This window comes from Mesorhizobium sp. M4A.F.Ca.ET.022.05.2.1 (genome assembly GCF_003998845.1).
Lineage (GTDB): Bacteria > Pseudomonadota > Alphaproteobacteria > Rhizobiales > Rhizobiaceae > Mesorhizobium.
Map to the genome: position 1 here is coordinate 1 of NZ_RZOJ01000387.1, position 5,690 is coordinate 5,690.

A 5,690-nucleotide genomic window follows, 5' to 3' on the forward strand; every position below is an offset into this window, starting at 1 on the left:
GCACCCAGGCCGGGAGGTCGTCCTCGCTGTGGCCGCCGGCGCGCACCAGATAGGCGCCCAACAGCGGCGTGAGCATGCGCGCCACCAGCAGCGAGAACAGCACCGACACGCAGACGGCGATGGCGAAGCTGATGAAGAATTTTCCGGGAATGCCGGGCATGAAGGCCACCGGCAGGAACACCGCGACGATGGTCGCGGTGGTCGCCACCACGGCAAGGCCGATCTCGTCGGCGGCCTCGATCGCCGCCTGATAGGCGCTGGCGCCGGTCTGGCGCATATGGCGAACGATGTTCTCGATCTCGACGATGGCGTCGTCGACGAGGATGCCGACCACCAGCGACAGCGCGAGCAAGGTGATGTTGCTCAGCGAGATGTCCAGGGCCGCCATGACGGCGAAGGTCGGGATCAGCGACAGCGGCATGGCGACGGCCGACACCAGCGTCGCCCTGATGTCGCGCAGGAACAACCAGACCACGCCGACGGCGAGCAGGGCGCCGAGCCACAGCGCCTCGAGGGCCGCGTCATAGCTTTCCTGCACGAAACCGGACGAGGAGGTGACCTCGCTGAACTTCGCCCCAGTGGCTTTCGCGCCGATTTCGGCGATCGCCGCGCGCGCGACCTTGACGACGTCGATCTCGCTCGATCCGACCGACCTGTAGACGTTAAAGGCAACGACTTGCCTGCCGTCGAGATAGGCGGCCTGGCGCGGCTTCTCCCAGCTGTCGACCACGGTGCCGAGATCGGAAAGCTTGACGTCGCCGGCGCTGGAAAGCGCCATGCGGGTGTCGGCGAGCGCCTCGACCGTGGTGGCGCTGGCCAGCGTGCGCACCGACTGCTCCTGGCCGCCGATGGTGGCGCGGCCGCCGGGCTGGTTGACGTTGTTCGATGCCAGCGTCTGGCTGACGTCGCCGGCGCTGATGCCGAGCGCGGCCAGGCGGTCGGGATCGAGCTCGACGCGGATGACACGGTCGACGCCGCCGGAGCGGGTGATCTTGGAGACGCCGTCGACGCCGAGCAGGGCCTTGGCCACGTCGTTGTCGATGTACCAGCTCAGTTGATCGGGCGACATGGTCGGCGCCTCGACGACATAGGTCAGCACCGAATTGCCGTTGGCGTTGACCTTGGCCACGACCGGTGTCTGGGCGGCGGCCGGCAGGCTGGACTGCACGCCCGAGACCGCGTTGCGGACGTCGTTGGTGGCAGTCTCCGGATCGGTGCCGAGGGTGAACTCGACCGTGGTGACGGACGAGCCCTCGCTGATCGAGGTCGAGACATCGTCGACGCCTTCCAGTGTCGCCACGGCATTCTCGATCACCCGCGCGACCTGAACTTCCATCTCGCTCGGAGCCGCGCCCGGCTGCGCCACAGTCACGGTGACGGTCGGCAGGTCGATGTCGGGCATGTTGTTGGTGCGCAGCTGCATGAAGCCGTAGAGGCCGGCGATGGTAAGCGACAGGAAGAGCACGATGGTCGGAACCGGGTTGCGGATCGACCAGGAAGAAATGGCGTTCATTGCGCGCTCCCCGTCGAGCCCGCGGCAGCGCCGGCGTCGGCCGCGGCGGAGGCGACGCGCACCAGATTGCCGTCCGAGAGGAAGCCGGCGCCGGCGACTACGACATGATCGCCTTCGGAGAGACCGCTTTCGATGGCGACACGGCCGCTCTGGCGGGTGCCGGTCGTGACGAGACGCGCGCTGACCTTGCCGGCAGCGTCGACGACGAAGACCGCCGGCTTGCCGTCATGCCAGACAAGCGCGGCTTCGGCGACGCTCAGCCGTTGCGAGGCGGCGGTCGCGATCGAGACGCGGGCGAACATGCCCGGCTTCAGGCGGGAGGCTTCGCCGAGCGAGACATAGACGGTGGCGAGCCGCGTGGTGGTGTTGACCGTTTCGGCGATCGAGGAAACGCTGCCGGCAAAGTGGCGGCCGGAGGCGTCGACAACGTCGGCGGCCTGCCCAACGGAGATCGCCGCCAGGTCCTTCTCGGGCACGAGCACGCCGACCTCCAGCCTGCCGTCGCGGATGATCTTCATCAGTTCGGTTCCGGCCTGGACGATCGAGCCGGCGACCGCCGGCTTGCTGGAGACGATGCCATCGAACGGCGCACGGATGGTGGTGCGGTCGAGCTCGGCCTGCAGCCGCTCAGTGGCGGCTTGCGCCTGGTCGACCCCAGCCTTGCCGGTCTTGACGGCGGTTGTCTTCTCCTCTGCAGTCTCGGCGCTGATGGCGTTGCTGGCCAAGAGTTTGTCGGCGCGGGCCGCTGCCGATTTCGCGGATTCAAGCGTCGCCTGCGCCTCCGCGACCGCTGCCTTCTGCTCCGCGAGCTGGGCTTTGAGCAGCGAGTCATCCAGCCGGGCCACGACATCGCCCGCCTTCACATGATCGCCTTCGGCAACCAGCACGTCGGTCAGGCGCAAGCCGCTCTCCTCCGCTCCAATCGTCGCTTCCTGCCAGGCGGCGACCGTGCCGGTGGCGCTGACGGAAGCCGTGATCGCCTCTGAGCGGACCACCTCGACGGAAACGGTCAGCGTGGCGGCCTGAGCGGGCGCGGCCGTCCGCGCCGCCGGCTCGGGCGCGCCGCGGCCATAGGCTTTCAGCGCCACGACGGCGGCGAGCGCAACCAATGCGGCCAGCAGGAGGAGATGCCTCTTACGCAATTTTCTGGTCATGATTCTTGCTGCTTGAAGGGTCGGAGAGCGGAAGTGATAGGCGGTAGACGGCGAAGCTCAGCCGGATCGCGCCCTTGAGCGTCTCCGCCGGCAGGACCAATGGCGTGGAGCGGGCGCGGTGGCCGATCGGCAGGCCTGGGCCGATGGAGGCGATCAGCCGCAGCATCATCAGAGCTTCCCACATTGTCGTGCTTTCGTTTTTCAATGACTGCAGTCTGCCGCCTGCAGAACCGGCCGGCCCGTGAACGGGTGGGTCAGCGGGCCGGCCGGTGCAGCCGGTCAGAGTTGTTCGCCATTCCGGGGTAGGGGTGGCGGAAGCTGTCCGCCGCCAGGCAGACCTCCGGGGCCGGCTGCATCGTCCGGCGGATTGCCCCAGGTACCGGGGGGAGGGCCGTGGGGTCGTTCCGCCGAAGCGAGGATCTCGAGCTGCTCGGGCGTCAGCTTGGTGCGGAGCGCTGAGATCGCGTCCTTGAGCCTGGCTGCCGCGATGGCGTGCTGCATCACGTCGGCCAGCTTCTCCTGGAAGGCGAAGGGATCGCGGGCCTCAGGCTTGCCGGCGGGACCGTTGTCTCCCGCATCGGGGCCACGCCCGCCAGTGCCGCCCGGGCCATGGTCGGGCCGCGGTGGCGCCAGCACCGCCTGCAGGGCGCTGGTATAGTCGCGCCAAGCGTCGAGCTGCTCGGATCGCACACCGATCTTGGTCTCAAGCGCGGAAAGCCGGGCCGCGAGCATGAATTCCGGCGGCGGTCCCATCCGGCGTTCACCAAAGCGCTGCGGACCGTGGCCTTCCGGACCGAAGCCGTCCGGTCCGTGCCGCATCGGCCCATGTGGGCCGGGCCAGGGCATTGGCCCCCGGTCCGCGCCGTCCGGCTGCGCCAGCATCGGCGGCTGGTCACCGGGCGCATCCGGCTGCGCCGCCAGCACGGGATGAATGGCCGCGACCGAGAACAGGCCGAGCGCAAAAAGTCTGCTTCGCATGACGTAATCCTTTCCTGCATGCTTCGGATCGCTGGAGGATAGGAAGCGTCTTTTGCCGCTTTGCTTCGGCGCGTTGCTGAAGGTTTCCGCAAAAGGGAGATTTGTTTCCCAATGTTTCCGGGCGCCGGGTGGAAACATTGGGTTGCAATTTTCCATGCCGCTTGCCCGCCGCGCTCCTATAATCGCCGGCAAACAAGCAAACAGGGCAGGAAATGCAGGCGGGCAGGTAATGCAGGCACAACCCCACATCCTCGTCGTCGACGACGACCGCGAAATCAGGACGCTGCTCGGGCGCTATCTCGATGGGCAGGGCTTTCGCGTCTCGGTGGCGGCTGACCGGCGCGAATCCGAGCAGAAGCTCGGCTCGGGCCAGTTCGACCTGATCGTGCTCGACGTCATGCTGCCCGACGGCTCGGGCCTCGACATCTGCAGGGCGCTGCGCGATCGCAAGCCGCATATTCCGGTCATCCTACTGACGGCGCTGAAGGAGGATGTGGACCGCATCATCGGGCTGGAGCTCGGCGCCGACGACTATCTCGGCAAACCGTTCAACCCGCGCGAGCTCGCCGCCCGCATCCGTGCCGTGCTCAGGCGCTCGGCACCGGAAGAGGCTCCGCCGCGTGTGCGCGTCTACCAGTTCGCCGGCTACAGGCTGGAGCCGGACACGCGCAAGGTGATGGATGCCGAGGGCGCGCTGATCGACCTCACCGGCGCTGAGTTCGACCTGCTGCAGGTCTTCCTCGACCGCCCCGGACGGCTGTTGTCGCGCGATCAGCTACTCGACCTGACGCAAGGCCGCGAGCGTGACCCGCTCGACCGATCCGTCGACGTGCTGATGAGCCGACTGCGGCGCAAGTTCGGTGACGCGGGCGAGGGTCCGCTATTCAAGACGGTGCGCAATGGCGGCTACCAGCTCACCGCGCGCGTCGAGACGGCCGAGGCCGAAGCATGACCTCGCTGCGCCGGCGCCTGATCATTCTGCTGGTCGCGTCGATCGTCGGCGTCGTGGGCCTTGCCACGTTCGTCGCGATCAAGGTGCTCGGCGGGCCGTCCCCCGAGCTCATCATGCGGCCGGTCGCCCGCCAGGTGCAGCTCATGGTGCAACTGGTTCCGGGCCATGTGGCCGGTCCGGGTGACGCGCCGATCAACATCAGCGACCGTCCCGCCGATGGTTTCGAGGACCTCAAGCACACGCGAGTGCTCAACGACATCCTGCATGACGACGGCCTCGACCTTTCGGCGACCGTCAGCCGCAACCCCGGCAGTCCCGGCATGGTCGCCTCGGTCGCGCTGCCCGGCAATCGCTGGATGATCGTCGACGTGCCGGACTTCAATCCACCGCGCGATGTCTGGTTCGTGCTGGCCGGCTGGATCACGCTGATCGCGCTCGGCGCCACGGCGGTGTACGCGACCGCCGTGCTGGTGCGGCCGCTGGAGATGCTGGAGACAGCGGTCAGCAAGATCGGATCGGACGGCGTGCTGGCGGCGGTGCCGGAAAAGGGGTCGGCGGAAGTCCGGGCGACGGCGCATGCGCTCAATCAGCTCTCCGCCAGGCTGAAGACGGCGATGGAGAGCCGCATGCGGCTGGTCGCCGCCGCCGGCCATGACCTGAGGACGCCGATGACGCGGATGCGGCTCAGGGCTGAATTCCTCGACGACGACCGCGAAAAATGGCTGCATGACCTCGATGAGCTCGACCGCATCGCCGACAGCGCGATCCGGCTGGTGCGCGAGGAGGTCAACCAGGATGCCGTCGAGCCGGTCGACCTGGCGAGGCTGCTGCGCGACATCCAGGCCGAGATGATCTCGCTCGGACATCCGGTCTCTGTCGGCCAGCTCGACAAAGTCTCGGTCAAGGCCGGCGCGCTTGGCCTCAGGCGGGCTCTGCGCAACCTGATCGTCAACGCCGCTACGCACGGCAGGGGCTGCAGCGTTGCCCTGACGAGCGCCGGCGGCCAGGCCGTGCTGACCATCGACGATGATGGGCCGGGCATTCCGCCGGAACTGCTCAACAAGGCGTTCGAGCCGTTCTTCCGGGTCAATCC

General features: G+C 67.9%; 6 protein-coding genes. 2 read left to right on the top strand and 4 right to left on the bottom strand.

The genetic code is table 11. From position 1 onward, the window contains the following. The 4 genes from EN745_RS28385 to EN745_RS28400 all read right to left on the bottom strand — a co-directional run. Positions 1-1,513: efflux RND transporter permease subunit (locus EN745_RS28385; RefSeq protein ID WP_145992171.1), on the bottom strand; the 1,513-nt coding region annotated here is incomplete at its 3' end. After that, on the bottom strand, positions 1,510-2,667 hold the full coding sequence (locus tag EN745_RS28390) for an efflux RND transporter periplasmic adaptor subunit (RefSeq protein WP_127422779.1): 1,158 nt from the start codon (positions 2,665-2,667) through the stop codon (positions 1,510-1,512). The genes EN745_RS28390 and EN745_RS28385, both read right to left, overlap by 4 nt. Next, positions 2,648-2,836, bottom strand: coding sequence for a hypothetical protein (locus tag EN745_RS28395; protein ID WP_245487863.1), 189 nt, complete (start codon positions 2,834-2,836; stop codon positions 2,648-2,650). The genes EN745_RS28390 and EN745_RS28395 overlap by 20 nt, the downstream gene beginning before the upstream one ends. Before the next feature lie 110 nt (positions 2,837-2,946). After that, positions 2,947-3,645, bottom strand: coding sequence for a hypothetical protein (locus tag EN745_RS28400; protein ID WP_127422781.1), 699 nt, complete (start codon positions 3,643-3,645; stop codon positions 2,947-2,949). A gap of 229 nt (positions 3,646-3,874) precedes the next feature. Between EN745_RS28400 and EN745_RS28405 the strand changes: the two genes are divergently transcribed. Then, entirely contained in the window at positions 3,875-4,597 is a 723-nt protein-coding gene (locus EN745_RS28405; protein WP_126054241.1) for a response regulator transcription factor, read from the top strand. Beyond that, the coding region (locus tag EN745_RS28410; RefSeq protein ID WP_127422782.1) for an ATP-binding protein at positions 4,594-5,690 on the top strand (1,097 nt) is incomplete at its 3' end. The genes EN745_RS28405 and EN745_RS28410, both read left to right, overlap by 4 nt.

Coding starts and splice junctions, on each gene's coding strand:
- EN745_RS28390 (WP_127422779.1), bottom strand. CDS start 2,667: ATGACCAGAAAATTGCGTAAGAGGCATCTCCTCCTGCTGGCCGCATTG.
- EN745_RS28395 (WP_245487863.1), bottom strand. CDS start 2,836: ATGATGCTGCGGCTGATCGCCTCCATCGGCCCAGGCCTGCCGATCGGC.
- EN745_RS28400 (WP_127422781.1), bottom strand. CDS start 3,645: ATGCGAAGCAGACTTTTTGCGCTCGGCCTGTTCTCGGTCGCGGCCATT.
- EN745_RS28405 (WP_126054241.1), top strand. CDS start 3,875: ATGCAGGCACAACCCCACATCCTCGTCGTCGACGACGACCGCGAAATC.